The organism is Nocardioides bigeumensis (genome assembly GCF_039531755.1).
In the GTDB taxonomy this organism is placed as follows: domain Bacteria; phylum Actinomycetota; class Actinomycetes; order Propionibacteriales; family Nocardioidaceae; genus Nocardioides; species Nocardioides bigeumensis.
Map to the genome: position 1 here is coordinate 56,496 of NZ_BAAAQQ010000012.1, position 25,621 is coordinate 82,116.

The window sequence follows — 25,621 nt, forward strand, 5'->3', positions numbered from 1 at the left end:
TCGTTGGCGCGCTTCCGCGCGCCCTGAGGGCCTCCTCCGGTCGTGAGGAGCGACCGATCCCACTCCGGTGGTTGAGGAGCGAGCGCTAGCGAGCGTCTCGAAACCCGGCGAGGTGCTCTGGGGCGTCCCCGCTATCGCTTCCTGGCTCACCGGATTTCGATACGCCCTGTTCGCGCCTTCGTTCCTCAGGCGCGAGGGCTACTCAATCTGGCCGCGCCCACGCCGACAGCTCGTTCCTCGCTATCGGCTGCGCGTCTCATCAGGCAGCCACACCCCGCGCAGACGGCCGACGTCGCGCATCCGGCGCTCGGCCAGGCGGTCGGCTGCGATGGCGGGGGCGACCCCGTCGGCCGCGGCCAGGCGGAAGACCTCGCGCGTGGTGTCGAAGATCCCCGCGGCGCGCTGCTTGGCCCGCTCGAAGTTGAACCCCTCGAGCTCGTCGGCGACCTGGATCAGACCGCCGGAGTTCACGCAGTAGTCGGGCGCGTAGAGGATGCCGCGGTCCTCGAGCATCTTCTCGACGCCGGGGTGGGCGAGCTGGTTGTTGGCGGCGCCGCAGACGATCTTGGCCGAGAGCACCTCGACCACCCCGTCGGTGAGTGCACCGCCGAGCGCGCACGGCGCGTAGACGTCGAGCTCGGCGCCCACCAGCTGCTCGGTGCTGCCGACGACGCGCACATGTGCGGGGTTCTCGGCCACTGCACGGGCGATCGCGGCCGGCGACACGTCGGTCGCCACGACCGAGGCGCCGTCCTCGACGAGCAGCCGCACCAGGTGGTGGCCGACCTTGCCGACGCCCGCGACACCCACGGTCCGACCGGCCAGGGTCGGCTCGCCCCAGGCCACCTCGGCGGCCGCGCGCATGCCCTGGAACACGCCGTACGCCGTCAGCACCGACGAGTCGCCGGCTCCGCCGTGCGAGGCGGAGCGGCCGGTGACGTAGGAGCACTCGCGGGCGATGACGTCCATGTCGGGGGAGTAGGTGCCCACGTCGCAAGCGGTGTAGTAGCGCCCGCCGAGCGACTGGACGAACCGGCCGTAGGCCCGCAGCAGCGCCTCGTTCTTGTCCTTCGCAGGGTCGCCGATGATGACGGCCTTGCCGCCGCCGAGGTCGAGCCCGGCCAGCGCGGCCTTGTAGGACATCCCGCGCGAGAGGTTCAGCACGTCGGTCAGCGCCGCCGCCGTCGACGCGAAGGGATAGAAGCGGGTGCCGCCCAGCGCCGGTCCGAGTGCGGTCGAGTGGATCGCGACGATGGCGCGCAGCCCGGTGGCGGGGTCGTTGCAGAAGACGACCTGCTCGTGCTCCGAGGCCAGCTCGAAGACGTCGGTGGATGCGCTCCCGGCGAGGGGGTCGATGCTCACAGCGGTTCCTTCGGTTCGGTTCGTCACGCGGGTGGGCGACGAGGTCGGGCGGGCCGCCGAGGGTGTGGAGGCCACCCTCCCACCGTAACGCGTGCGGTCGGCGCTCAGAGCAGCAATCCCACGACGACGTACGCCGCCGCGAAAGTCACCGCCAGCACCAGCACGAACAGCGCGGCGACGCGGAGGGACGATCGGCCGCCAGGGGCCGGCTGTCCGCCCCAGCCATCCCCGCGCACGCTCGTCGGCCGCGGTGTCGGTGTGTGCTCCTCCGGCGTCGGGACGGCCTGGCGCAGCGCTGCCGCGAAGTCCCCGACCTCGGCGTACCGGTCGTCCGGGTCGGGCTGCAGCGCCCTCAGCAGCACGTCGTCGAGGGCGGCGGGCACGTCGGCGAGCTCCGAGGGAGCCGGCGGGAGCGTGGCGTCGGCAAGCGCGGCGAACGTGCCCTCGCGGACGGGCTTGCCGGTCAACAGCTGGTAGGCCACCGCGGCCAGGGCGTGGATGTCGGCGCGGGTGTCGACGCCGAGACCGCCCGCCTGCTCAGGGGCCATGTACGCCGGGGTCCCGACCACCTGGGTCAGACCGCTCGCGTGCAGCACCGCCTTGGCGACGCCGAGGTCGGCCACGAGCAGGCGGGTGCCGTCGTCACCCTTGCTGCGCAGCAACAGGTTGGGCGGCTTGATGTCGCGGTGGATCACCCCGTTGGCGTGCAGCACGGCCACGCCGTCGCAGGCCTGGCAGAGCAGGTCGACCACCCGCTCGGTGGGGACGGGCTCGCCGGGGGCGACCAGCTTGGCGAGCGAGCCCTGGTCGGCGTACGTCATGACGAAGTACGGCGTGCCGTCCTCCTCGCCGATGTCGTAGACGCGCACCACGTGGTCGGAGTCGGCGGCGCGCAGGATCCGTGCCTCCTCCAGGAAACGCTCCCGGATGTCGAGCCGTTGGGCCCAGTTCTCGGCCAGCGCCTTGACCGCCACGTCGGAGCGGAGGTCGTCGTCGTGGTAGAGCCAGACGGTGGCGAAGCCGCCCTCCCCGAGTCGGTCCACCCGGCGCAGACGGCCAAGGCGCTCCGGGAGGGACACCCTCGGTATTGTGCCGCAGGACCGCTGGAGCAACGCGGTCGCCCGACCCGGGCGGCCGGAGAGGACGTCGTGGCAGACCTGACGCCGGACCCATCGGGCGAGCCCGACCTGGAGTCTCTGGCCCAGCAGGCGGCGGCGGGCGACCGTGAGGCGCTGGAGCAGCTGCTGGCCGCCATCCAGCCGCGGGTGCAGCGCATCTGCGGGCGGATGCTCCTCTATCCCGAGGACGCCGAGGAGGCCGCGCAGGACGCGCTGATGCTGGTCGCGACCAAGATCGGCGGCTTCGCCGGCCGGTCGAAGTTCACCACCTGGCTGCACGCCGTGACCTCCAACAGCGCCCGCTCGACCTACCGCACGCTCAAGCGGCGCTCTGCCGAACGCACCACCGACGAGCTGCCCGTCAACGCCGACCCGCGCACCACCAGCGTCATCGCCGGCTCCCGGCTCGACCTGCTCGACGCCCTCGAGGTGGTCGGCAGCACCCACCCCGACCTCGTCGAGGCGCTCGTGCTGCGGGACGTCCAGGAGCTGGAGTACTCCGACATCGCCGAGCTGCTCGACATCCCGCTCGGCACGGTGAAGTCGCGCATCCACCAGGCACGCCAGGTCGTCCGGCCCCTCTTGCGGGTCACCGACTGATTCCCCGGCGGGGGGCTTTGCGTCTTCCGTCGGGTCGGGTGGTCTTCTGGGGTCCTCGTCGATGCGCTGTGCGCCGGGCCCCGGCCCACCAAGGCCCCGCGCGCACATCCGTTGGCGGCTGCCCGCCAGCCGCCGACGGGCGTCTCGCCGTGCCCGGCCTGGTGCGTGCTCCTCCCACGCGCGGACCCGCAAGTCGGCCGCCAGCGTTGGTCCTCGCTGCTGCGCGAAGCCGGGTTCTGTCGGGGCCTATCTCGACAGGGCCCGGCGCACAGCGCAAGAGCGAGGACCCCACAGACAACCGACCCGACGGGAAACGCAGAAGCCCCCCGCAGGGGTCAACGAGTGAGGAGAGCAAGAAGCGCGCCGGAGAGGACGCCAAGCAGCGCAGCTGCGATCAACCACGCGGCGAGCTCTCGGTCCACGTCGGATCAGACGCTTCGTCGAGCTGAGAGGTTCACGAGCCGCCCCGCATCACCACGACGTCGCCGTGGGTCCCGTAGCCCAGGACCTCGCCGCCGGCGCGCCGGCCGTTGAACGCGACCAGCCACCAGGTCCCGGGGCGGGCGGGGTCGCGGGCGAGGGCGGGCCACGGCAGGTTGGTGAGGTACGCCGCGTCGAGGGCGCCGAGCTGGCGCAGGTCGACGTCGAAGACGGGGTAGGCCCGGCGCTGGCCGCGGCGGCCGTCCCGGCCGTCGCTGGCCACGACCCGCCAGCCCATGTCGGTGCGCACCAGCGTGGTGCCCTCGGTGGCGCGCCGGTCGGGGTCGGCCGCCAGCAGGGTGAGGTCGTCGAGCGAGGGGCCGGCCGCGAGGGCGGGGTGGAAGCGGAACAGCTTGGGCGAGCTGACGAAGCCGACCAGCCAGCGCGGGCCGTCAGGCGTCGCGTCGCGGACCAGGTGCGGGTCCCAGGTCGCCACCGAGGCGAACCCGTCGGTGGGGAGCGGCAGCGGGTGCGCGTCGAGCACGTGCGGCCCTTGGGTGAGGTCGGCGGTCGACTCGGCGAGCACCACCGAGACCGTCGCCCGTCGCCGGCGCTGCGGCGTGGTGACGTCGAGGTCGCCCCAGGTCGAGGTGGCGACCAGCCAGCGCGAGCCGTCGCGGACCAGGTGCGTGGCGTGGTCGCCGTACACCCCACCTTCCACCTCGCCCGGGCGCCGGAAGAACAGGTCGGCCCGGTGCTGCCACTCGAGCGTCTGCGGGGCGAGGGACCATACGCCGGTGTGCGCGGCGTCGAAGAAGCCCGGACCGGCGTGGGTCGCGGTGAGCAGCCAGGCTCCGTCGTCGCACACGGGGTCGCCGTCGGCGGTCGTCACGAAGCGCAGGTCGCGCAGTCCCAGCTGGCCGAAGGGGCCGACGACGGCCCCGGCGACGCCGTCCGCCGACGCGGTCAGTGCTGCCACGAACCCGTCGGTGCGGGTCTCGAGGCGGTCTCGCAGGTCCACCCGGCTGCGCGCGAGCCAACGCTCGCCGTCATGCACGAAGGCGGTCAGGTGCAGTCCGGTCAGCGTCAGCGCCAGTCGCGCAGGAGGCTCCGGGCAGCGGCCGAACCGGCGGCTGCGGTGGAGGGTGCTGCTCGGGCCGTCGCCCACCTCGAGCCAGACCCGTCGTGACTCGGCGTCGTAGGCCGCCGTGAACCTCGTCGCTCCCGACGCGAGGGTGAGCCGGGCGTCGGTGCCGAGCAGGTCGGCGACGAGCGACACGTAAGGCGCGGGCTGGGGCGCCGGCGTCTCGTCGGCACCGACCGGGACGGCGGGCGCGGTGGGGGCGAGCAGCTCGAAGGGACGATGCCGGGCGACCTCGGTGAAGGTGACCTCGAGCCCGTGCACCCGCCCACTATGTCGCGCGGGCGGTGGGCGGGCGGAGGGTGGTGGACGGGCGGCGGGGTGTCAGCGCAGCCGGGCCAGGTACGCCGCGCCGCGGCGCAGCTCCTGGAGTCGTGCCTCCCAGGTCACGCCGACCACGAGGAGCAGCGAGCCGGCCACGCCGATGACCACCCACGGCGGAACGGCAGCGGCGTACGGACCCCACTCGCGCAGCACCAGCACCAGCCCGACGCCGGCGCCGACCAGCAACGGCGCACTCCAGCGCATGGCCGCGCCGGCCAGGGCCAGGGCCAGGCAGCCGAGCCCGAGCAGCAGGGAGCGCAGCGACACCGGTCCTCCTGTCGCTGCTGTCACCACCGTCACCAGCGACGGCACGGTGGCGAGGAGCAGACCTGCGGAGATGGTCGACCAGGTGTCGGCGGCCCGGTCCCGCGCCAGGCGGGTCGCGCCGACGGCGAGGAGCGCGAGGGCCGTGGGCATCGTGTAGGCCTCCGGCGTCGTGACGCCGGCGTCCCACAACCGCACCCAGGTGGCCGCGGCCAGCAGCGCACCACCCGCCCAGGCCAGGAAGCGGCGCTCGACGTTGACGATCGACGAGGCCACGAGCAGCGCCCCGCCCAGGGTCAGGTACGCCGCCAGCGCGTCCTCCGGGTGCACCGCGGACACGACGCTGAGCGCCGCCACCGTGGCCCCGGCGGCGATCGCGGTGATCTCCAGCTCGGGCATCGGGAAGCGGGTGATCACCAGCCCGAGCGCCAGCACCAGCGGCGCCGCGCGCCACGCGTCGGGGACCGGGGCCAGCTCGGTCCCCGCCCAGCCGGCGAGCGCGAAGAGCGGCGGTGCCACGAGGACAGCCAGCATCGCCACGTCGTCGCGGGCCGGGCGCAGCACGACACCCACCGCCACCAGGAGCAGCAGACCGGCCACGACGGCGGTCAGGCCGGCGCTGGCCAGGGCGCACAGCAGCGCCGTCGCCAGCGTCGCGGCGCCGACGGCGACGTCCGGGACAGAAGTCCGGTCCCCGCGGCGCACGCCCCACGCGACCAGCCCCACCCCGGCCGCCACCGCGAGGGCGAGGACGACCGCCAGCGGCACCTCGGACGCTGCCGCGACGGCGGCGACGACGAGCATTCCGCCGGCCGCCGCGCGGACGAGCAGGTTCGGCACCGCAGGGGACCTGCCGCGGAAGGCGAGCCGGCCGGCGAGCACCGCCACGGCGGCGGCGACGACCAGCGGAGCCAGCATCGCGGCGGGTGCACCCGTCGGCTCGATGCTCTCGACGGGCCCGAGGCGGACCGCCCACGGGTGCGTCCACGGGTCGGCGAAGAGGTCTGCCGCCGCCGTGGCCGCCTCGGCGACCAGCGCCGTCGCGAGCAACCCGGTGCCGGCGGTCACCGCCGACAGCGGGACGGCCGCCGCGAGCCGGTGGCCGGACCGCAGCCGGACCAGTGCGACGCTCCAGACGAGGGTGGCCGCGACCAGCACAAGGGCCAGGTCGGCTCCGTTGTTGTCGGCCGCGGCGATGACGGGCAGGAGGGTGGCCAGTGTCGCTGCCCCGCCGAAGCCGGCGCCGGCGACCGCGGTCGAGTCGCGCACGAGCCACGAGCCCGCCGCCAAGGTCGCGGCCGACACGACGAGCGGCCAGGCCTCGACCTGGCCCACGAGCTCGGCGAGCGTGGCGTGGTCCGCTGCCCGGACGAAGGCGCTCAAGGTCAGGGGCAGCCACCACAGGGTCGCCGAGGCGGTCGCGGCGACGACCAGCGGCGCCAGGCCGAGCCGACGGGCTGCCGCGGTGACGGCGAGGAGCAGCGCGGCGCCGATCGCGGCACCGGCGTACGGCTCCTCGGTGCGGAGCATCCAGCCCGCCACGACGAGGGAGAGCGCGACGGCCGAGGCCAGCTGTGGTGTCGAGAGCGGCGCACTGCCGCGCGTCGCGAGCGTCCAGGTCAGGGACGGCACGGCGACGGCCACTCCGAGCGCGACGAGGACGCCCGCAGCGCCCGGGTCCCCCAGCCACCCGGCGTTCTCGGCACCCAGCACGTCGAGGACGAGAAGGCCGAGGGCCACCAGGGACAGGGACTCCGCGGCCACGCGCAGCCGCCGTCGGCGCAACAGCTCGGAGGCGACGCCCGTGCCCGCGGTGAGCAGGACGAGGACGGCCGTCCGGCCGCCCACCCCGAGCCACGCCCACGCGAAGGCGAGGAAGGTCACGGCGGCGACGAGCAGGCAGACGGCACCGAGGCCGAGCAGGATCACCGGCACCGACGGGGCGCTGAGGCCACGGCGTCGCGGCTCGAGGGACGCGATCACGGGGTGGGGAGCGGGGACGGCGCCGGGCGTCGCGGCCATCGGAGCGGGGCTTGCAGAGGCGCGGACGTCGGCGAGCAGCCGGTCGGCCTTCTGGAGCGTCGCGAAGAGGTCCTCGACGACCGGGCCGGTCAACGGCAGGGCGCAGGTGGGGCAGGTGGGGGGCGACGGGGGGAGCGTCGTACGACAGTCGGGGCAGCGGGTCGGGTCGGCGTAGACGGCCATGCACCCAGGGTCGGCCTTCGGAGACCCTCGATGCCTGAGTACGCGTGCGCAAGACTGGCATCCGTGCCGAACGAATCAGGCCCGAACCACTCAGGGACAGCGTCCAGCGACCACCCCTACGCCGACCGCTTCCCCGTGAACCGCAGGCTGCCCGAGCAGGGCCGACCGCGCGCCGAGGTGCTCGCCGAGCTCGAGCAGATCGCCACCGAGGAGGACCGCGCCTGGGAGGGCGGCAAGGTCTCCGGGACGATGTACTGCGGCGACCACGACCACTACGCCTACCTCACCGAGGCGTTCGGCAGGTTCGCCCACGTGAACGCACTGCAGCGCGACATCTGCCCGTCGATGACTCGCTTCGAGGGCGAGATCATCGCCATGACGCTCGACCTGATGCACGGCGAGGCCGTGACGGGGACCGAGCCGGGCGGCCTCGTCACCACCGGTGGGTCGGGCAGCATCCTGCATGCCGTGCTCGCCTACAGGGAGCAGGCGTACGCCGCCGGCAACCGCAGCCCCAACCTCGTGAAGCCCGAGACCGCCCACGTCGCCTTCGACAAGGCCTGTCACCTGCTGGGGGTCGAGCTGCGCGTGGTGCCCGTCGACCCGGCCACGACGCTGGTGACCGCCGCCGCGATGGCCGACGCGATCGACGAGCACACCATCGCCCTGGTCGGCTCGGCCGGCAACTACCCCTACGGCACCATCGACCCGATCGCGTCGCTCGGGGAGCTCGCCCTCGAGCGGGGCATCGGGCTGCACGTCGACGGCTGCCTCGGAGGCTTCGTGCTGCCCTTCGGCGAGGAGCTGGGGTACGACGTCCCCGAGTTCGACTTCCGCGTCCCCGGAGTGACCACGATCTCGGCCGACACCCACAAGTACGGCTACGCGCTCAAGGGCACGTCGGTGCTGCTCTTCCGCGACCAGGCGCTCCGCGCCGGGCAGTACTTCCACCAGGTCTCGTGGAGCGGCGGCAAGTACATGTCGCCCTCGATCGAGGGGTCACGGTCCGGTGGCCTGCTGGCCGCGACGTGGGCGTCGATGGTGCACCTCGGTCGCGACGGCTACCGCCGGTACGCCGCCGACATCTTCAGCACGGCCGAGGCGATGATGAAGGTCGTGCGGGCCCAGGAAGACCTGCGGATCATGGGTTCGCCGACGTTCTGCTTCTCCTTCGCCAGCGACGAGCTCGACATCTACCACGTGGCCGACCACATGCGCCCGAAGGGCTGGCGCTTCAACGGGCAGCAGTACCCCGACGCGATCCACATGGCCGTCACGCGGCCGCAGACCCAGCCGGGTGTGGTCGAGGCGTTCGAGGCCGACCTCGTCGAGGCGATCGCCTACGCGCGCGAGCGGTCCGCGGCGGGGGTGGCCGCCGAGTCCGGCGCGATCTACGGCGGCGTGCCGGGTGGTCTGGCGGGCCTCACCGACGACGTCACCGACTTCATCGAACAGATCATGGACTCGATGCTGGACGCCCAGATGAGCCTGCCACCGCAGTGAGTCGCCGACTCGTCCTCACCGTCGACCTCGGGAGCGGCGGCCCCAAGATCGGCTACGTCACCACCCGGGGCGACCCCGTGTGGTGGTGGTACGAACGCGCCTACGCCCTCGAGTCGGTGGCCACCCAGGACGCCGAGGAGTGGTGGCGGACCGTTGTCTCGGCCGCGCTGCGCGGGCAGGCCGAAGGAGGGGTCTCGGGAGCGGACGTCGTCGCCGTCGCCGTCACCGGTCAGTGGGCGAGCACGGTGCCGGTCGACGCCTCGGGCCGCCCCGTCGCCGAGTGCCTGATGTGGAGCGACACCCGCGGGGCGGCGTACTCCAAGGAGGTCTTCGGGGGACCGGTGTCGGGCTACGCGCCCGGCCCGCTCGCCCTGTGGCTGCGGCGTACCGGCGGCATCCCCAGTCCACACGGCTGCGACCCGGTGGCGCACATGCTGCACCTCGCGCGGGACCGGCCCGAGGTGGCGGCCGTGGCGCGGTGGTACCTCGAGCCGGTCGACTACCTCACCATGCGCTTCACCGGCGTGGCCGCGGCGACGCACATGTCGATGACCGCCGCCTGGCTCACCGACAACCGGCACCTCGACCGGATGGCGTACGACGACCGCCTGGTCGCCACAGCCGGCGTCGACGCGTCCAAGCTGCCCCCGCTGGTGCCGGGCGGCTCGGTCGTCGGCACCGTCCTGCCGGAGGTCGCTGCAGAGCTGGGCATCCCGGCCTCGGCCGTCGTCGTGACCGGGACGCCGGACCTGCACAACGCCGCGGTGGGGTCCGGTTGCGTCGGCCTGGGCGAGGCCCACCTGACGCTCGGCACCACCGCGTGGATCAGCTGCCCGGTGCCGGCGAAGAAGTCCGACGTGGTGCGGCAGATGGCGTCGCTGCCGGGGCTGGGCCCCTCTCTGGGCCGCTCTCTGGGCCGTTCTCTGGGCCGTTCTCTGGGCCGCTCGTCAGGGGCCGGGCCCTACCTGCTCGGCAACAACCAGGACAACGCCGGCCGGGCGCTCGAGTGGTTCCGGGAGACGGTGCTGCCGGAGGCGTCGTACGACGACCTCGAGGCGCTGGCCTCGTCCGCGCCGCCGGGCGCCGGCGGTGTGCTCTTCACGCCCTGGCTGACCGGCGAGCGCAGCCCTGTCGACGACAAGCACGCCCGCGCGGGCTTCCACAACGTGTCGCTGTCGACCTCGCGGGGAGACCTCGCGCGTGCTGTCCTCGAAGGCGTCGCGCACAACCTGCGCTGGCTCCTGGAGGGCGCCGAGCACTTCACGAAGTCCCGCCTCGACCCGATCCGGGTCCTCGGGGGCGGCGCGCGCATGGACCTCTGGTGCCAGGTCGTCGCCGACGTGCTCGACCGCACCCTCGAGCGTGTCGAGCACCCTTTGGTGGGCGGGCTGCGCGGCGCCGGCCTCTACGCCGGTCTCGCGCTCGGCGACGTACGCGCCGACGAGCTGCGCGCCCTGGTGCCGGTGGACCGGGTCTTCACCCCCGACCCCGCCACCCGCGCGACGTACGACGCCCTCTCCGCCGAGCTGCCGCGCCTCTACCGCCGCCAGAAGCGGATGTTCGCGCGGCTGAACGGGTGATGGCTAACGCGCCCTGGGATGCGCTCCTGGCCCGTCACGACGGCCCAGAAGGGTCCCGGAGGGGGCGTTACCCACCACCGCCGCCCGGACCCACTGAGGGTGCGGGTGGGTTCTGGGTAACGCCCCTCTGAGGTCGCTCCCGCCCCGATATGGCGGGGCGGGAGCACCCCTCAAGGGGCGTTACCCGCAAACCTCAGCCGCCCAGCACACCAGCCAGCCACTCGCGGACGTGGGCGGTGACGTCGGGCAGGGCGGTGCGCAGCGAGTGGTCGCCGCGGACCAGGACGACCTCACGCAGCGGGGGAGCGGGCGCGGGCCTGCCGAAGGGGTCGCGCTCGCCCTGCACCACCAGCATCGGAGCTGACACCGCGTCGAGCTCGTGCTGCCGCGAGCTGCCGTACGACGGGTCGAGCGGGAAGGCGAGGCAGAGCACCCCGGCCGCGCCGGCCGCCGCCGACGTCCGACAGGCGATGCGGCCGCCGTACGAGCGACCGCCGCTGACCAGGACCAGGTCCGGGACGTGCTCGCGGAGGTGCGCGACCACGGCCAGCCACGCGGCGTCCGCCTCGGCCGGGCCGTGCGGGCGCTTGGACCCCGCGACCCGGTAGGGCATCTCCAGGAGCACGGTGGAGACGCCGGCGGCGGCCGCTCCGGTGCGCGCCGCCTGGAGGGCGCGGTCGTCGACGCCGCCGCCGGCACTGTGGCCCAGCAGCAGCACCGCGCGCGCGTCGTCGACGGGGGCGGGATGGATCCGCGCCGGCCCGGACGGCGTCGCGACCTCGATGCCCGGCACGCGCCCCAGTATGGCCGCTCGCCTATCTCGGGCCCGCTCGGCTACGTGGGCGCGCTCGTCTACGTAGGCTGGTGTCCGTGGCCTACACACCCCTCCACCTCGACTGGCCCGGCCTCGACAACGCCCGCGACCTGGGCGGTCTGCCCACCAGCGACGGTCGGCGCATCCGCGAGGGCGCGCTGATCCGCTCTGAGTCGTTGACGCGTCTCGACGAGGGCGGGGCCGACGTCCTCCGCTCGGCCGGCGTCAGCCGCGTGCTCGACCTGCGTCGGCCGGGGGAGTCACCCGACGAGCACCCCTTCGCCGACGACGACGCGACGTACGTCAACCTCCCCGTCGAGGACCCCGCCGACCCCAAGAACGTCAGCTCGACGATGCTCGACCTCTATCTCGAGATGCTCGACGTGCGACCCGACCTCTTCGCCGCGGCTGTCGCGGCGATCGCCGAGGCCCCGCCGGGCGCGGTCGTCGTGCACTGCGCGGCCGGCAAGGACCGCACCGGCCTGGTCGTGGGGCTGGCGCTCACCGTCGCCGGCGTCGAGCCGGACGAGGTGGCCGCCGACTACGCGCTGACCGAGGAGCGCTTCGCCGACCACTTCCGGCGCCACCTCGACGGCCTCGAGAGCGACGAGGAACGCGAGCGGGCGCGCGCCTACCAGGCGACGCCTCCGGAGAACCTGCGCGTCGTGCTGCGGCACCTCGACGAGCGGTACGGCGGCGCGGAGGCCTACCTGCGCCGCGGCGGCCTGACCGACGCCCAGCTCGACGCGCTGCGGGGGCGGCTAGTGGAGCCGGCATGACCACCGGTGCAGCCGACCAGCTGGAGCTCGACGAGATCGAGCAACGCATCCTCGGCAGCCTGCTGGAGAAGCAGCGCACGGTCCCGGCGTCGTACCCGCTGACCCTCAACTCCCTGCGGACGGCGTGCAACCAGAGCAACAGCCGCGAGCCAGTCTCCGACTACGACGAACCCACGCTCCACGCGGCCGTGAAGGGCCTCAAGGACCGCGGGCTGGTGCGCGTGGTGTGGGCCGACCGCGGACCGCGGACGTTGAAGTACCACCAGCTCCTGGACGAGCGGTTGTCCCTCCATCCGGACGAGCGCGCGGTGCTGACCGTGCTGCTGCTGCGCGGACCGCAGGCGGCCGGTGAGCTGAAGACCCGGACCGAGCGCCTGCACCCCTTCGCCGACCGTGGCGAGGTCGAGGCGGTCCTGCGCCGGCTCGCGGCACTCCCCACGCCACTGGTGCGCGAGCTCGAGCGCCGACCGGGACAGCACGACAACCGCTGGGTGCATCTCCTGGGGCCGGTGCCGGTCGAGGCGGGCCCCGCGGCAGCGGTGCCCCCGGGCGTCGACCGCGAGGCCGTGCTGGCAGGGGGTCGCGCCGCGCGGGACGCCAGGGTCGTGGCGACCTACGACACCGTGGCCGCGTCGTACGCCGAGTGGCTCGACGCCGAGCTGACCCGCAAGCCGTTCGACCGCTGGGTGTTGGAGCGGGTGGCAGCCGAAGCAGGCGCCGGTCCCGTCGTGGACGTCGGCACCGGACCGGGCCAGGTGGCGGCGTACCTCGCTTCTGCCGGCGCGACCGTGACCGGTGTCGACCTCTCGCCGGCCATGGTCGAGGAGGCCCGGCGTCGCTACCCGGAGCTGAGGTTCGCCGTGGGTGACCTGAACACCCTCTTGCGACCTCCGGACGCGGCGGGCTGGTCGGCGATCACCGCGTGGTACTCGCTGGTCCACTTGGCGGCCTCGGAGCTGGGTCCTGCCGTCGCGTCGCTGGCGCGGGTGCTGGTCCCCGGTGGCCGCCTCGCCCTGGCGCTGCACGCAGGGGCCGAGGTGCGCCATGTGGAGGAGTGGTGGGAGCAGCAGGTCGACGTCGACTTCGTGCTGCACGACCCGGCGGACGTGCTCGCTGCCGTGCGGGCCGCCGGCCTGGTCGACGTGGAGTGGTACCTCCGCGGTGCCTACGAGGACGTCGAGGTCGAGACCGAACGGTTGTACGTGCTGGCCCGGCGCGCCTCCTGATCCTGGCGCTGCCCTGAGACCTGCTCCGAGACCAGAAGTGTGGTGGCCAGGGGCGGGGTCGAACCGCCGACCTTCCGATTTTCAGTCGGACGCTCGTACCAACTGAGCTACCTGGCCGTGTTTCCTACGCGAGCGGACACCATACCGGTCACCGCGACGACGTCCGAAATCGGTGTCCGCGGGGAGTCGCCCTATGCTGATCCCTCTCAGGCCCCCATCGTCTAGCGGCCTAGGACGTCGCCCTTTCACGGCGGTAGCACGGGTTCGAATCCCGTTGGGGGTGCTCAGCCGGTTCCCGCCTGCGCGGCGTCCAGCGAGTCTGGCAGGGGTCTGACGCCGGGTCCCCGAGCCTCGATTGGGAGACGTCTCCCCGCGTGCGTTAGAGTTCCCACGCTTCACGCGGCACACTGAGTCGTGGAAGCACCTTTGGCCCCGTAGCGCAGTTGGTTAGCGCGCCGCCCTGTCACGGCGGAGGCCGCGGGTTCGAGTCCCGTCGGGGTCGCCACGACAACAGCCTCTGGACAGCGGAAACGCGATCCAGGGGCTGTTTGCTTTCTCGCCCCGTCCACCCATGGAGGTGCTCGCGACCCCAAGTGCGCCGCGCTGGCCGAGCCGCAGATCGAGATCGTGATCGGCGACCAGCGCTGGCTCTGACCGAGCGGTCGGGTTGGATGGGTCCGTGGACCTGGACCGCGAGGCCTTCGAGGCGCTGGTCGACCGTGCTCTCGACGAGATCCCCGACGAGATCGCGGCGCTGATCCGCAACGTCGTCGTGCTCGTCGAGGACGAGGCGCCGCCCGACGACCCCGACCTGCTCGGGTTGTACGACGGCGTCGCGCTCACCGAGCGCGAGTCCAACTTCGCCGCTCAGCTGCCGGACCGGATCTTCCTCTTCCGCGAGCCCCTGCTCGACTTCTGCGACACCCTCGAGCAGCTCGAGGACGAGGTGCGGATCACCGTCGTGCACGAGGTCGCGCACCACTTCGGCATCGACGACACCCGCCTCCACGACCTCGGCTACGCCTGACCAAGGGCCTGACCTAGCACGAACCCCAGGGCCGCCGCGGCCACGCCGAGGACGATTGACACGGCGGCGTACGCCGCCCCGCGGAGCCGACCCACGTCATGCACCTGCACCGCGAAGGCCGAGTAGGTCGTCAGGCCGCCGCAGAAACCTGTGCCGACCAGCGCCAGTGCGTTCCCGTCGAGGGAGCGAGCCGCGCAGAAGCCGAGCACCGCCGAACCCGCGAGGTTGACCAGCAGCGTCCCGCGCGGCCAGTGCCGCTCCGGGTGGGGTGCGCCGAGCCTGTCGAGATGGTGGGCGACGAGGAAGCGCAGCGGTGCCCCCACCGCCGCGCCCAGCGCCACCAGGAGCGCGGTCACGAGAGCACGTCCGGCTCGTTGCGCCGGCGCACCAGCGCGGTCGCCCCGTGGACGGCCAGCAGGCAGGCGAGCAGCGTCCCGACGGCGTACGCCGCCGCGAGCAGCACCGACCCGTCGGCGACGAGGGCGCGTGCCTGCTCGGCGTACAGGCTGAAGGTGGTGAAGCCGCCGAGCACGCCGGGACCCAGGACCAGGGCGAGGAGCGGGTGCCGGCGCTCCGCGATCGCCGGCAGGAGGGCGAGCAGGCCGGCGCCGAGCACGTTGATCGCGAACGTCGTCCAGGGGAAGCCGGCGCCGTCGGGAACAGCATCGGTCAGGCCCCAGCGCGCCACCGCTCCGACAGCGCCCCCGGCCGCCACGGCCGTCAGCTGCGTCGCGGTGACGGGCACCGCCGACGATCTGGCCACCGTCACCTCACGACACGTGCTGCGCGCCGGGCCGAGACGGTGGCCAGGCGGTGGGTGCCTCGCCGCGGGCCTGGCGGACGAACTCCCCGAAGTACCACTGCTGGAACTCCCGCTGGGCGGGCGTGCGGGCCAGCGCCAGCAGGCGCTTGGCCCGGCAGAACTCGTCGGCGAGGTCGAGCAGCTCGAGCATCTGCTCGATCACGAGGGCTGCCGCCGGGTCGAGGCTCGTCTCGAGGTCGAACGCCGGCAACCCCCGGTCGACGGCGTCGAGGTACTGCGTGCGCAGGCTCAGCGGGAAGGACGCCTCGAAGCGCTGGAAGACCTCCGTCAGGTCCGACGCGAGCGGGTAGTCGTCCTGGTGTGCGAGCGAGAGCAGCCGCAGCTCGCGGCGCAGCTCCTGGTAGTGCCTGCGGAAGTCCGTGAGATGGGAGATCGGCAGGCCGTGCATCACGATGCGCACCCGGCCGTCGTCCGCCACGTCGTCCGGCGGGTCCAGCTCCTCGTCGCTGGGGAGCAGCGCCTCGGGACCCATGTCGGCGTGCGGGACTTGGGCCGGCTCGAACCAGACGCACTTGCCCGACGTCTCGACGGTGACTCCCCAGGCCACCGCACACATCGCGACGATGTCGAGCCCGCGACCCACGGTCGCCATCAGCTCGTCCAGGTCGTCACCGTCCGCGCCGTGCCGGGTCAGCACAGGAATCTGGGCGGTGCCGTCGGACACCTCGACGCGGGGGTGCTCCCTCGTGCCGCGCAGCCGCACCGAGATCGGCGCGTCGGCGTGGAGCAGAGCGTTGGTCACCAGCTCTGAGATGCCGAGCTCGGCGCACTCCTGGAGGTCCTGGCGGCCGAGCCGACGGCACACCGACCCCACCCAGCGACGCGCCTCCTGCACGGAGCGCGGGTCGGGGTCGAGGGCCAGGGCGGGCTCGTTCAGCGGCACAAGTCCCCTGCGGAATCGGTGGGCGGGCAGACCTCTCTCGGTGGGTCTACCCCGTTCTTAGCGGGTCCAAACTGCGAAACGCGAAGTATTTCGAGACGTGTCGCGTGTCCGTCGCTTCGCTCCGTCCGCGCGTGTCCGCAACCCGATGCGCGGCCGTCCGCGTTCCCGCCCACGTGTCGGCCCTCACGCGCGGCAGGGGATGATGGCCCCGAGCGGAGGCGTTCATTCAATAGAACGCCCACGTGTCCCCGGGACCTTCAGGAGGAACCAGCCCATGGCCGCCCCGCGCCACCGCGTCGTCGTCGTCGGATCAGGCTTCGGAGGGCTGTTCGGCACCAAGGCGCTCAAGGGTGCTGATGTCGACGTGACCATGGTCGCCAAGACGACCCACCACCTCTTCCAGCCGCTGCTCTACCAGGTCGCGACCGGGATCCTCTCCGAGGGCGAGATCGCTCCGCCCACCCGCGAGATCCTCAGCAGCCAGCGCAACGCCCAGGTGCTGCTCGGCACCGTCACCGGCATCGACCTCGACGCGCGCACGGTCACCTCGCACGTGCTCGGCCGCGAGACGGTGACGGCGTACGACTCCCTGATCGTGGCCGCCGGGGCGAAGCAGTCGTACTTCGGCAACGACCAGTTCAGCGAGTACGCCCCCGGCATGAAGTCGATCGACGACGCCCTCGAGCTGCGCGGCCGGATCTTCGGCGCCTTCGAGATGGCCGAGCTGGGGGCCAATCGCGGTGAGGACGTCGACAGCCTGCTCACCTTCGTGGTGGTGGGCGCGGGCCCGACGGGCGTCGAGATGGCGGGCCAGATCGCCGAGCTCGCCCACCGCACGCTGCGCCGCGACTTCCGGTCCATCAACACCCGCAGCGCGCGCGTGATCCTGCTGGACGCCGCGCCGCAGGTGCTGCCGCCCTTCGGCGTCAAGCTCGGTGCGAAGGCACAGCAGGAGCTGGAGAAGCTCGGCGTCGAGGTCGTCCTCGGGGCGATGGTCACCGACGTCGACGAGGGCGCGATCACGGTCCAGCACAAGGACGGCCGCACTGAGCGCATCGTCTGCGCCACCAAGATCTGGGCGGCCGGCGTTCAGGCCTCCTCCCTGGGCCGCACGCTGTCGGAGCAGTCCGGGGCGCCGCTGGACCGGGCCGGGCGGATCGCGGTCAACCCCGATCTCACGCTGCCCGGCTACCCCGAGGTCTTCGTGGTCGGCGACATGATCGCCCTCGACAACCTGCCCGGGGTCGCGCAGGTGGCGATCCAGGGCGCCAAGTACGCCGCCAAGACGATCGACGGCCGCCTGAAGGGGCGCCAGCCGCTCGAGCCCTTCAAGTACTTCGACAAGGGCTCGATGGCGATCATCAGCCGCTTCCGGGCCGTGGCGCTCATCGGCAAGCTGCGGCTCACCGGGGTGATCGCCTGGCTGATGTGGCTCGCGCTGCACCTCATCTACATCACCGGCTTCAAGAGCCGCGTCACCGCGCTGCTGCACTGGTTCGTGTCGTTCCTGGGACGCGGCCGTTCCGAGCGCACCACGACCGAGCAGCAGGTCTACGCCCGCGCGGCCCTGGGTCGCCTGAAGGGCGGCGCGGCCGACCTGGTGTCGTCGCCCGGTGCGTACGACGCGGCGCAGGCGATGCTCGAGATCTCTCGGCGCCAGCAGGAGCTGGAGGACCGGGCGTCCGAGGAGGCGCGGCTCACCGACGCCGGAGAGCGCGGCGTCAAGACCGAAGAGCGCTGACCCCGGGACGGGTGGCCGCGGCGCTGCGTCAGAGGTCGGGGCGGTAGTAGCGCAGCACCCGCATGAAGGCCTTGGGCTCCACCATCGAGGAGTTGATCACGAACGGGTCGTGCTCGCGCTGCTCGATGATGACCTTCCACCCCGGCAGGCCGGGCCGGCCCTTCACCGTGACCGGCGTGTACTTGCTCGCCAGGTCGAAGTGCCTGATCCCACTGGTCTGCTGGACCGTGAGGTGCCCGCTGTTGATCTTGAGGTGCGTCGGCGCGCTGCTCGCGCGGCTCGCCCAGATCACCAGCACGAGGATGAAGAGCGTGATCAGGATGCCCAACGTCGCCGACGACTGCTCGTACCACGCGAGATAACCCGCGATCGCCGCAGCGATCAGGGCGGCCAGCAAGAGGATGCCGGCGATGACGCGGGTGCCCTGGCGGGGCTCGAACTCGGTCACGGCCGGCCAGTTGTCCGCCTTCGGCGGCTGGCTGGGCTTGGCCGTCGCCACGAACCCGGCGCGGGCGGCCGTGATGTGGGCCGGCTCCGGCTCCACGTCGACAGCGTCGAGCTCCTCGTCGTCGAGGCGGGACTGACCCGGGCGGCCGGTCTTCTTGGCAACGGCCGGCGTCGCTGTCCGGGCCGGCTCCTTCGCAGCCGCGAGCAACGCCTCGGTCAGCCCGGACGGCGGGGTCAGGTGAACCTCCGGTTCAGGCGCGGGCTCCGGCTCGACGACGGGCTCCGGCTCGAGCTCGACGACGGCCTCCGGCTCCGCGGCCACTGTCTCCGCGACCGGCTCGGGCTCCGGCTCCGGCTCGAAGGTCTCAGCGACCGGCTCGGGCTCCGGCTCGAAGGTCTCAGCGAGCGGCTCGGGCTCCGGCTCCGGCTCAGCGATCGGCTCGGGCTCGACAACGGGCTCCGGCTCCACAGCCGTCTCGGCGGCTGGCTCGGGCTCGGACTCGGACTGGGGCTCCGCCTCCACGAGGGGGTCGGCCTTGCGACGTCGCCGCTTGGCGGGCGCCTTCCTGGCGACCGGGGCCGCCTCGACAGGCTCCGGCTCCGGCTCGGGTTCAGGCTCCGGCCCCGGCTCCGGCTCCGGCTCGGGCTCCACCACAGCGGTGGGTTCGGGCTCCGCTTCGACGGCTGGCTCGACCGGTGTGTCGACGACTGCCTCGACCTCGGGCTCGGTCGCCGCGACGGGGAGCGGGTCGGCCGCCGGCACCTCAATGGTCGACGGGTTCGGCACCGAACGCTGGAGCCACGAGGTGAACTGCCCCTCCGGTTCCGGCTCGGGCTGGGCGGTCGGCCGCGTGGGAAGAGGCTCCGGCTCCACGGACCGGGCCACCGGGTCGGGCGCCGGCATCGGGCGAGGGACGGTGGGCTCGGGCGGTGCGACGCGGGCTGCGGGCGCGTTGATGGCGGCTCCGGCCGGGGTCGGCGCTTCCAGCGCGAGCGCTTCGTACGCCTCGTCGTAGGGGTCCCGACGGCCGAGCAGGCGCGACCTGAACGACCCCGGGGCCGCGGCTTCCTGACCGTTCGTGTCAGCCGCCGGTGCGGGGGCGCTCTCCTCGGCCGGCTCCTCCGGAGCCGGCGCAGGTCGACTCGCCATCCAGCGGTCGAAGAGGTCAGAAGCAGGCTCGCTGCTTCCCGAGCGATCACTCACACGTAAAATCTAGACCCGCGAGGGCCGCCTCGGGGCGAGTTCGTCAATATGGCTCCCCGCACGTCTGGACACGTGGGAGACGTCTCCGCGGGCGCGCCCGAGGCGAAATCCCGTGATCGGTAGGCCTCCAGGGGCTCGAACCCTGAACCAACGGATTAAAAGTCCGCTGCTCTGCCAATTGAGCTAGAGGCCCGCACGTCAGCCCTGGACAGTATCGCCGAGGCTTCGCCGGGCCTAGCGAAGGCACGGCCGGGCGGCCGAGGAGTGGACTACCGCAGAACAACTTCTCACCGATCCTTGGCGACGGGCCGGTTCTTGGTAATGTCTGGACCGCAGCAGGTGCAAGTTCCAGCAGGTCGACGCCCGCGGAGTTTGTGAGCCAACGGCGTTTCTTCTCGTGTGCAAGCCAGTACGCAAGTCGGAGCGACGTGTCACCGCATCTGGTGCGGGTCGCCGAAGTGGCGGCTCTCGTTCCGAAAACAGGAGTACAGAGCAACATGGCTCAAGGCACCGTGAAGTGGTTCAACGCTGAGAAGGGCTTCGGCTTCATCGCGCAGGAGGACGGCGGCGACGACGTTTTCGTGCACTACTCGGCCATCCAGACGCAGGGCTACAAGTCCCTCGACGAGAACCAGAAGGTCGAGTTCGACGTGACCCAGGGCCCCAAGGGCCCGCAGGCGGAGAACGTTCGCCCGGTCTGATCTCGCCACACCTACGAGGCCCCGTCCGACTGGATGGGGCCTCGTCCCATTTGTCCCCCGCGGCTCCGACGCGGCGCCCGGGACGGCACGCCGACAACCGGACCTCGGCCAAACCTCCCGAACGAAGGCAAATCTCCCTACCATCGTCAGTGAACCGGGGGGTTTGAGCAGTCGCTCAAGTGGGAAGATGGTGAACGGTGCTCTACCCAGAGCAGAGTCCGCCGCGAAGTGAGGGAGTCCGCGTGCACGACCAGTTCGACGTCACGCTCGAGGACAGCGACCTGTTGGGCGAGGTGGAGCTGACCACCAACCTCATCATCGCCGCGAGCGAGGCCGACGGGCGTCTCACCGACGAGGAGATCGACAAGATCCTCGGCATCGGCGTCGACTGACGGTATCCCCTGCACCCCCCCGCGGCCCGATCATCGTCCTCAGCACGTCGCGAACAGCACCGGACCGGCACCCAGGTCGGACACGACCGAGACGCCGTCGACCGGCTGGAGCGCGAGCACGACCACCCGCCCCTCGGCGGTCGCCGAGGACACCGAGAACCGATCGGTGAAGTCGCCTCCCTGACCGGGCGCAGGCCCGGCTGCGAGGATCGCGCGGGAGTCCGCGTTCGCGCGCGCCTGGTCCTCCGTCTCGAACGACATCACCACGCGCACGTCGCCGTCGGGCTGCGTGGAGAGCGCGAACCCGGTCAGCGGGTTCACCCCGCCGGCCGCGCGGACCAGCTCGGCCGCCTGGTCCTGGTCGCGGCCGTCGGCCTGCGCCATCGCCAGCCGCTCACAGGCGTACGCCGCGGCGTAGACCAGCGCCGAGACCGGCGCACCGGTCGCGTCGACCACGTCCTCGAGCCCCTGTACGCGCTCCCCCTCGCCGCGGGCCGCGGCGGCCGCCGCGGCGGCGTACTCCGGGGTGTCCGACGTGACGACGAGTCCGTCGTCCTCGAGCAGGACCCAGTGCTGGAGCTGTGGCGTCAGCGCCCCGATCGTGGCCACCACGTCGGCACCGCCCCGCCACACGCCGGTCTCGGAGTGCGGCCTGGTGAAGCCGAGCGACGCGAGCCGGTCGCCGAGGTCGTCGAAGGAATAGCCCTCCGGGAGCCGCAGCAGCAGCGCGGCACCCTCGGCCGACTGCGTGAACAGCTCCCAGTCCAGGTTCGCGGGGGACACCTCGAAGCGGTCGCGCAGCGTCTCTGCCGAGGTCACCAGGGCCGACGCGGCGTCCAGGTCGGAGTCGTACGCCGCCTCGAGCATCCGGTCGAGGTCGGCGGCAGACCCCGGCTCGTCGCCGTCCCGGACCGCCGCCCAGTCGGTCCAGCCGACCCGCTCGGTGCCGGCCGGAGCCAGGGCGACGGCCTCCGAGAAGTCGGTGCCGCGCTCGAGGGTCCGCCACGCGACGAGCGCCGCGGCAGCCAGGACGAGGGTGACCGTCACAAGAGCCACGACCAGCCGCGACCGGGACCTGACCGTCGGTCGGTCCAGGACCATCGGCGGACCGCCTCTCCCGTCTCGGGCTGCGTGATGTGACACTACGGATCATGCCCGAGCCGCCGAGCCCGCGGACACGCGACGTGATCGCCGCGGGAGCCGTGGTCCTGCGCAGAGGGCAGCAGGTCCTCCTCGTGCACCGACCACGCTACGACGACTGGTCCTTCCCCAAGGGCAAGCTCGACCCCGGCGAGCACATCACCGCCGCTGCCGTGCGCGAGGCCGCCGAGGAGACCGGGCTGCACGTCCGGCTCGGCGCGCCGCTGACCCCGCAGTCCTACCTCGTGGCGGGCGGGCGCACGAAGGTCGTGCACTACTGGGTCGGCCGGTGTGTCGGCGACGACGACGTGAGCGGCTACCTCGTGAACGCCGAGATCGACGACCTCGTCTGGATATCCGTGCGGGAGGCGGCCGAGAAGCTGACCTACTCGTTCGACCGCGACACCCTCGACGAGGCGGTGAAGCGACGCGAGAAGACGCAGGCACTGCTCGTGCTCCGGCACGGCGACGCCCGCGCCCGCAAGTCCTGGCGCAAGGACGACCGGCTGCGGCCGCTCCTCAAGACGGGGACGGTGCAGGCGGAGCGGCTCGTGCCACTGCTGGCGGCCTACGACGTCACGACGGTCGCCAGCTCGAGCAGCATCCGCTGCGTGCAGACCGTGGCGCCGTACGCCGCGCTCACCGGCTTCGACGTCGGCCTCCACGACGGGCTGTCCGAGGAGGACGCGACCAAGTCGAGCGTGGACGAGGTGGTGGAGGACCTGCTGGACGCCAGCGCCGGCGCAGTGCTGTGCACACACCGGCCGGTCCTGCCCCATGTCTTCGAGGCGCTGGGCCTGGAGAAGGTCAAGCTCGAGCCCGGCGGACTGATCGTCGTGCACCACCGCAAGGGTCGCGTCACGGCGGTCGAGCAGCACCGTCCCTGAGGCTCCCCGCGGGCGCGCCCCCGGTGCGGGTGTGACCTGAGATACGCGCCACCGCGCACTGCTTCATGTTTGTTCACTTTCCGTTCAGGGTCGACAGGTCTCGCGGCCATCGGGGCTCCCTAGCGTCACTGATGTCAACAGGACAGTTGGGCGCTCGTCTGCGGTGCGCCCTTACTCGAGAGGCACTTTCCCTGTGAAGCGAAAGACCCAGATCTTCCTCGCGCCGATCGCGATGGTCGCCGTGCTCGCCCTGGCCGCTTGCGGTGGCGCGGACGCCGGCGACGACGACGGCTCGAGTGGCGCCAGCGGCAACGTCGTCGTCGACGGCTCGTCGACCGTGTTCCCGATGAGCAGCGCCGCTCAAGAGCTCCTCAACGAGGAGAACCCCGACGTCAAGGTCGCCGTCTCCGAGGCCGGCACCGGCGGAGGCTTCGAGCGCTTCTGCAACGAGGAGACCGACATCTCCGACGCCTCTCGTCCCATCGAGGACGACGAGGTCGCGGCGTGCGAGGAGAAGGGCATCGAGTACACCGAGCTCCAGGTCGCGACCGACGCCCTGACCGTCGTCGTCCACCCCGACCTCGCCGTCGACTGCCTGACCACCGGTCAGCTGATCCAGCTGTGGGAGCCCGGCTCCGATGTCACGAACTGGAACCAGCTCGACCCGAGCTTCCCCGACCAGGAGGTCGCTCTCTTCGGCCCCGGCACCGACTCCGGCACCTACGACTACATGGCCAACGACGTGATCGGTTCCGAGGAGGAGGCGACCCGTGACGACTACGAGGCCTCTGAGGACGACAACGTCCTGGTCCAGGGCGTGGCCGGCACCGAGGGCGCCACCGGCTACTTCGGTTACACCTACTACGAGGAGAACGCCGACAGCCTCAAGGCTCTCGCGATCGACAACGGGAACGGCTGCATCGAGCCGTCCGCCGAGACCGCTCAGGCAGGCGAGTACACCCCACTGGCGCGGCCGTTGTTCATCTACGTGAACAACGCGAAGTACAACGACAACCCTGCGGTCGCCGCGTACGTCGACTTCTACATCGAGAACCTCGCCGAGATCGCCGAGGTCGGCCAGTTCATCCCGCTGAGCGACGACCTGTACGCCGAGACGCAGTCGAACCTCGAGGGCATCGCGTCCTGAAGCACCGCCGCACGTCGACAGAAGGACTCCTGACGCCGCCATGAGCAGCATCAGCACTGCCGCAGCGGGCTCGCCCTCCGGGACGGGCCCGTCTGCGGCGCCCAACCTCGGTGGCAGGTCGCGCCCGGGCGAACGGGTCATCGAGACGGTTCTGATGCTCTCGGCGATGCTGTCCGTGGTCATCACGATCGGGATCCTCATCGCGCTGATCGAGCCCGTGCTGCACTTCTTCGGTCAGGTTCCGTTCGGCGAGTTCTTCGCGACCGGGGGTCGGTTCGCCGTCCTCCCGCTCGTGGCCGGAACCCTGATGGTCACCGTCATCGCGCTGCTGGTGGCCATCCCGCTGGGCCTGGGTGCTGCGATGTACCTGTCCGAGTACGCGTCCCGGCGGGCCCGGAAGCTCCTGAAGCCCACCGTCGAGCTGCTGGCCGGTGTCCCGTCGGTCGTCTACGGCTTCTTCGCGCTGACCTTCGTGACGCCGACGCTGCTGCAAGGCATCCTCGACCTCGACGTCAACTTCACCAACGCGCTCTCCGCGGGTCTCGTGCTCGGCGTGATGATCATCCCGACGATCGCGTCGCTCGCCGAGGACGCCATGTCGGCCGTTCCGCAGGCGATGCGGCAGGGATCGTTCGCGATGGGTGCCAACCGGATGCAGACCACCCTGCGTGTCGTGTTTCCCGCTGCCCTGTCGGGGATCGCTGCCGCGATCGTCCTCGGGCTCTCGCGAGCAGTGGGGGAGACCATGATCGTCGCGCTCGCGTCGGGGGCACAGAAGAACCTCAGTGCCGACCCGCGTGAGGGGATGCAGCTGATGACCGGGTTCATCGCGCAGACCGCCGGAGGTGAGAACCCCGTCGGCTCGGTCGAGTACAACGCGCTGTTCGCCGTCGGGCTGCTGCTGTTCGTGATGACCCTGGTCATCAACATCGTGAGCATCGCGCTCGTCCGTCGCTACAGGCAGGTCTACTGATGAGTGTCGCCTCGACCACCGCCCGCGAGGTCACAGCGAGCGTGGTCGCCACGGGAAGGAGCCGGGACCGGACGCCTCGGTCCCTGATCTTCCTGGCGCTGCTGTGGTTCTCCCTCTTCTTCGGCGTCATGGTCCTGGTCGCGCTCATCGTCGACACCGCGATCCAGGGCGCCGGCCGGTTCGACGCCGCTCTCATCACCGACTACTCCTCCCGGGTGCGCCCCGAGACGACCGGCTTCCGAGCCGGCATCATCGGGTCGCTGTGGCTGATGGCGTTCACCGCCCTGATGGCGGTGCCGCTCGGCATCGCGGCAGCTCTGTACCTCGAGGAGTTCGCCGACAAGGACCGTTGGTACAACCGGCTCATCGAGCTGAACCTGCAGAACCTCGCCGCCGTGCCGTCGATCATCTACGGACTCCTCGCGGTTGCCGTGATGGCGCTCATCGGCTTCCAGCAGACCGGAATCGTGCTCGGGGGCGCGATCGCGTTGGCCCTGCTGATCCTCCCGGTCATCATCATCACCACGCGGGAGGCCGTCCGCTCGGTCCCTCAGGACATCCGGCAGGGATCGCTCGCTCTGGGGGCGACCGTCTGGCAGACGACCTGGCGGCAGACCCTTCCATCAGCTGTCCCGGGCATCGCCACCGGCACGATCCTCGGCCTGTCGCGCGCCATCGGTGAGGCCGCACCCCTGATCGTCGTCGGCCTCGCGGGTTCGCTTCTCTTCAGCCCGACGGGTGTCCTGAGCCCGATCACGGCCCTGCCGATGCAGATCTACTCGCTCACGTCGCAGTCCCAAGCCGAGCTCCGAGAGGCGGCGTCCGCGGCGATCATCGTGCTGCTCGTCATGATCCTCGGCCTCAACGCCCTGGCCATCTTCATCCGCAACAAGTTCCAGAGATCCTGGTAGGAGCACCCG

23 protein-coding genes and 4 tRNA genes are annotated in these 25,621 nt (G+C 72.1%); 15 read left to right on the plus strand and 12 right to left on the minus strand.

The window, feature by feature from the left end; translation table 11 throughout:
• Positions 1-240: 240 nt before the first annotated feature.
• Both ABD295_RS12725 and ABD295_RS12730 read right to left on the minus strand, forming a co-directional pair.
• Positions 241-1,362, minus strand: a complete 1,122-nt coding sequence (locus ABD295_RS12725; RefSeq protein WP_344304122.1) for a Glu/Leu/Phe/Val family dehydrogenase — start codon at positions 1,360-1,362, stop codon at positions 241-243.
• Positions 1,363-1,466: 104 nt separating this feature from the next.
• The gene (locus tag ABD295_RS12730) at positions 1,467-2,441 is read right to left on the minus strand and encodes a serine/threonine-protein kinase (protein WP_344304123.1); all 975 of its coding nucleotides are present in this window, start codon (positions 2,439-2,441) and stop codon (positions 1,467-1,469) included.
• 69 nt (positions 2,442-2,510) lie between these two features.
• Between ABD295_RS12730 and ABD295_RS12735 the strand changes: the two genes are divergently transcribed.
• Positions 2,511-3,080 (plus strand): RNA polymerase sigma factor, encoded by a 570-nt coding sequence (locus ABD295_RS12735; RefSeq protein WP_344304124.1) that lies wholly within the window; start codon positions 2,511-2,513, stop codon positions 3,078-3,080.
• 454 nt (positions 3,081-3,534) lie between these two features.
• On the opposite strand, the gene ABD295_RS12740 is transcribed toward ABD295_RS12735, so the two are convergent.
• Entirely contained in the window at positions 3,535-4,905 is a 1,371-nt protein-coding gene (locus tag ABD295_RS12740) for a hypothetical protein (protein WP_344304125.1), read from the minus strand.
• 60 nt (positions 4,906-4,965) lie between these two features.
• Positions 4,966-7,434, minus strand: a complete 2,469-nt coding sequence (locus tag ABD295_RS12745) for an SCO7613 C-terminal domain-containing membrane protein (RefSeq protein WP_344304126.1) — start codon at positions 7,432-7,434, stop codon at positions 4,966-4,968.
• A 63-nt stretch (positions 7,435-7,497) separates the two neighbouring features.
• Between ABD295_RS12745 and ABD295_RS12750 the strand changes: the two genes are divergently transcribed.
• Positions 7,498-8,937, plus strand: coding sequence for a pyridoxal phosphate-dependent decarboxylase family protein (locus ABD295_RS12750; protein ID WP_344304127.1), 1,440 nt, complete (start codon positions 7,498-7,500; stop codon positions 8,935-8,937).
• The gene (locus tag ABD295_RS12755) at positions 8,934-10,517 is read left to right on the plus strand and encodes a xylulokinase (protein ID WP_344304128.1); all 1,584 of its coding nucleotides are present in this window, start codon (positions 8,934-8,936) and stop codon (positions 10,515-10,517) included. Before ABD295_RS12750 ends, ABD295_RS12755 begins: the two co-directional genes overlap by 4 nt.
• A 193-nt stretch (positions 10,518-10,710) precedes the next feature.
• On the opposite strand, the gene ABD295_RS12760 is transcribed toward ABD295_RS12755, so the two are convergent.
• Positions 10,711-11,310 (minus strand): alpha/beta hydrolase family protein, encoded by a 600-nt coding sequence (locus ABD295_RS12760; protein ID WP_344304129.1) that lies wholly within the window; start codon positions 11,308-11,310, stop codon positions 10,711-10,713.
• Between the two features lie 77 nt (positions 11,311-11,387).
• Between ABD295_RS12760 and ABD295_RS12765 the strand changes: the two genes are divergently transcribed.
• Positions 11,388-12,110 carry a tyrosine-protein phosphatase gene (locus tag ABD295_RS12765; RefSeq protein ID WP_344304130.1) on the plus strand — a complete coding sequence of 241 codons (723 nt, stop codon included), beginning with the start codon at positions 11,388-11,390 and terminating at the stop codon, positions 12,108-12,110.
• On the plus strand, positions 12,107-13,336 hold the full coding sequence (locus ABD295_RS12770; RefSeq protein WP_344304131.1) for a DUF480 domain-containing protein: 1,230 nt from the start codon (positions 12,107-12,109) through the stop codon (positions 13,334-13,336). Before ABD295_RS12765 ends, ABD295_RS12770 begins: the two co-directional genes overlap by 4 nt.
• A gap of 40 nt (positions 13,337-13,376) precedes the next feature.
• On the opposite strand, the gene ABD295_RS12775 is transcribed toward ABD295_RS12770, so the two are convergent.
• A tRNA-Phe gene (locus tag ABD295_RS12775) sits at positions 13,377-13,453 on the minus strand.
• 93 nt (positions 13,454-13,546) lie between these two features.
• On the opposite strand from ABD295_RS12775, the gene ABD295_RS12780 reads away from it, so the two are divergent.
• The 3 genes from ABD295_RS12780 to ABD295_RS12790 all read left to right on the plus strand — a co-directional run bounded on the left by ABD295_RS12780 (position 13,547) and on the right by ABD295_RS12790 (position 14,363).
• Positions 13,547-13,619, plus strand: a tRNA-Glu gene (locus ABD295_RS12780).
• A 145-nt stretch (positions 13,620-13,764) separates the two neighbouring features.
• Positions 13,765-13,841, plus strand: a tRNA-Asp gene (locus ABD295_RS12785).
• Positions 13,842-14,015: 174 nt separating this feature from the next.
• Entirely contained in the window at positions 14,016-14,363 is a 348-nt protein-coding gene (locus ABD295_RS12790) for a metallopeptidase family protein (protein WP_344304132.1), read from the plus strand.
• Here ABD295_RS12790 and ABD295_RS12795 read toward each other — a convergent pair.
• Genes ABD295_RS12795 through ABD295_RS12805 form a run of 3 tightly spaced genes read right to left on the minus strand, consistent with a single transcriptional unit; the run spans position 14,354 to position 16,069 of the window.
• Complete coding sequence (locus tag ABD295_RS12795; RefSeq protein WP_344304133.1) at positions 14,354-14,719, minus strand: fluoride efflux transporter FluC; 366 nt, start codon at positions 14,717-14,719, stop codon at positions 14,354-14,356. The genes ABD295_RS12790 and ABD295_RS12795 overlap by 10 nt on opposite strands.
• Positions 14,716-15,132, minus strand: coding sequence for a fluoride efflux transporter FluC (locus ABD295_RS12800; protein WP_344304134.1), 417 nt, complete (start codon positions 15,130-15,132; stop codon positions 14,716-14,718). The genes ABD295_RS12795 and ABD295_RS12800 overlap by 4 nt, the downstream gene beginning before the upstream one ends.
• A gap of 1 nt (position 15,133) precedes the next feature.
• Positions 15,134-16,069 carry an ATP-binding protein gene (locus tag ABD295_RS12805; protein ID WP_344304135.1) on the minus strand — a complete coding sequence of 312 codons (936 nt, stop codon included), beginning with the start codon at positions 16,067-16,069 and terminating at the stop codon, positions 15,134-15,136.
• 274 nt (positions 16,070-16,343) lie between these two features.
• Here ABD295_RS12805 and ABD295_RS12810 point away from each other — a divergent pair, with 274 nt between their 5' ends.
• Positions 16,344-17,810, plus strand: coding sequence for an NAD(P)/FAD-dependent oxidoreductase (locus tag ABD295_RS12810; RefSeq protein ID WP_344304136.1), 1,467 nt, complete (start codon positions 16,344-16,346; stop codon positions 17,808-17,810).
• 28 nt (positions 17,811-17,838) lie between these two features.
• On the opposite strand, the gene ABD295_RS12815 is transcribed toward ABD295_RS12810, so the two are convergent.
• Together ABD295_RS12815 and ABD295_RS12820 are read right to left on the minus strand one after the other, a co-directional pair.
• Entirely contained in the window at positions 17,839-19,461 is a 1,623-nt protein-coding gene (locus tag ABD295_RS12815) for a flagellar biosynthesis protein FlhF (protein ID WP_344304137.1), read from the minus strand.
• A 120-nt stretch (positions 19,462-19,581) separates the two neighbouring features.
• Positions 19,582-19,654 (minus strand) — tRNA-Lys (locus tag ABD295_RS12820).
• A gap of 304 nt (positions 19,655-19,958) precedes the next feature.
• Here ABD295_RS12820 and ABD295_RS12825 point away from each other — a divergent pair.
• Both ABD295_RS12825 and ABD295_RS12830 read left to right on the plus strand, forming a co-directional pair.
• Positions 19,959-20,162: a cold-shock protein gene (locus tag ABD295_RS12825; RefSeq protein ID WP_056863399.1), complete on the plus strand. Its 204-nt coding sequence runs from the start codon at positions 19,959-19,961 to the stop codon at positions 20,160-20,162.
• A gap of 242 nt (positions 20,163-20,404) precedes the next feature.
• Positions 20,405-20,554: a hypothetical protein gene (locus ABD295_RS12830; RefSeq protein WP_344304138.1), complete on the plus strand. Its 150-nt coding sequence runs from the start codon at positions 20,405-20,407 to the stop codon at positions 20,552-20,554.
• Between the two features lie 39 nt (positions 20,555-20,593).
• Here ABD295_RS12830 and ABD295_RS12835 read toward each other — a convergent pair whose 3' ends face one another.
• Complete coding sequence (locus ABD295_RS12835; protein WP_344304139.1) at positions 20,594-21,655, minus strand: hypothetical protein; 1,062 nt, start codon at positions 21,653-21,655, stop codon at positions 20,594-20,596.
• Positions 21,656-21,705: 50 nt separating this feature from the next.
• Between ABD295_RS12835 and ABD295_RS12840 the strand changes: the two genes are divergently transcribed.
• The 4 genes from ABD295_RS12840 (at position 21,706) to pstA (ending at position 25,612) form a co-directional block, all read left to right on the plus strand.
• Positions 21,706-22,581, plus strand: coding sequence for an NUDIX hydrolase (locus ABD295_RS12840; RefSeq protein ID WP_344304140.1), 876 nt, complete (start codon positions 21,706-21,708; stop codon positions 22,579-22,581).
• Positions 22,582-22,774: 193 nt separating this feature from the next.
• Positions 22,775-23,728 (plus strand): PstS family phosphate ABC transporter substrate-binding protein, encoded by a 954-nt coding sequence (locus ABD295_RS12845; RefSeq protein WP_344304141.1) that lies wholly within the window; start codon positions 22,775-22,777, stop codon positions 23,726-23,728.
• Between the two features lie 40 nt (positions 23,729-23,768).
• Positions 23,769-24,701: a phosphate ABC transporter permease subunit PstC gene (gene pstC / locus ABD295_RS12850; RefSeq protein ID WP_344304142.1), complete on the plus strand. Its 933-nt coding sequence runs from the start codon at positions 23,769-23,771 to the stop codon at positions 24,699-24,701.
• Entirely contained in the window at positions 24,701-25,612 is a 912-nt protein-coding gene (gene pstA, locus ABD295_RS12855; protein WP_344304143.1) for a phosphate ABC transporter permease PstA, read from the plus strand. The genes pstC and pstA overlap by 1 nt, the downstream gene beginning before the upstream one ends.
• The last annotated feature ends 9 nt before the right edge of the window (positions 25,613-25,621 follow it).